General features: G+C 44.2%; 1 protein-coding gene. It reads right to left on the bottom strand.

What is annotated here, in order from left to right:
• Positions 1–546, bottom strand: a 546-nt coding sequence (locus tag R7R24_RS26160) for a tellurite resistance TerB family protein (protein ID WP_318120038.1), incomplete at its 3' end; no start/stop codon positions are given.
• Positions 547–792 lie beyond the last annotated feature (246 nt).

The raw sequence follows: 792 nt of genomic DNA, 5'->3' as shown, positions 1-792 counted from the left end.
ATAGATCTCAGAAGCTTGCTGTGGTGTCGACGCTTGGCTTGCGATTTCTACTGGATCAAGTGGCTTATGCAACTCTTGCTGAACCAACTGACGAACGTGTTCATCTGCCCCCATTTCTGTAAGGGCTTGTTCAATTCGGGCCATTTCCACATCATCGACATGACCATCTGCTTTGGCTGCACCAATCATGGCTTTTAAAATTAATACGCTGTGTTTGCTATCTTGTGGATCGAAGGGTTCATGGACGCCTTGAACACTCTGCTTAGCTTGCCAATCGTTATACACTTTGTAGGCAAGTGCACCGAGTGTTGCCGCTCCACCGACTTTAAGCGCGCCAGAACCCATTTTCTTCGCCATCTTTTTGCTTTTCTTTGAGCCCATAAGCATGCCAATCAATCCACCACCGATGGCTCCTGCGCCGAGAGTTTTGAACTGGCTAGAGCTGGATGATGACTTGATGTTTTGAGTTTGCTTACCCAGGGCGTCAGCACCTTGTTTGAGTAAATCAGAGTTGAGCGCTTGGTTTAGAAGACTTTTTAAATCCATAACTGACCTCCTGTAAATGTTGAGATCAGTGTACAAACAACAAGCTGAACCAAAGATTAACGAAATGAATAGTAAAGAAATTAGGGTCAGTGTCATTTCTGAGGACAATAGAAAAGGGTTGACCGAAGCCAACCCTTTTATTTAATCGAAACCTTTTAGGCGTTTATTTAAGTTGAGATTTAACGTGCTCAACAATATCCGCCATCGCTACTGGAGTTTTCTCGCCAGTACGACGGTTTTTGTATT

It is taken from the genome of Vibrio sp. 704, assembly GCF_033339295.1.
This window is presented reverse-complemented; position numbering and strand designations above follow the sequence as displayed.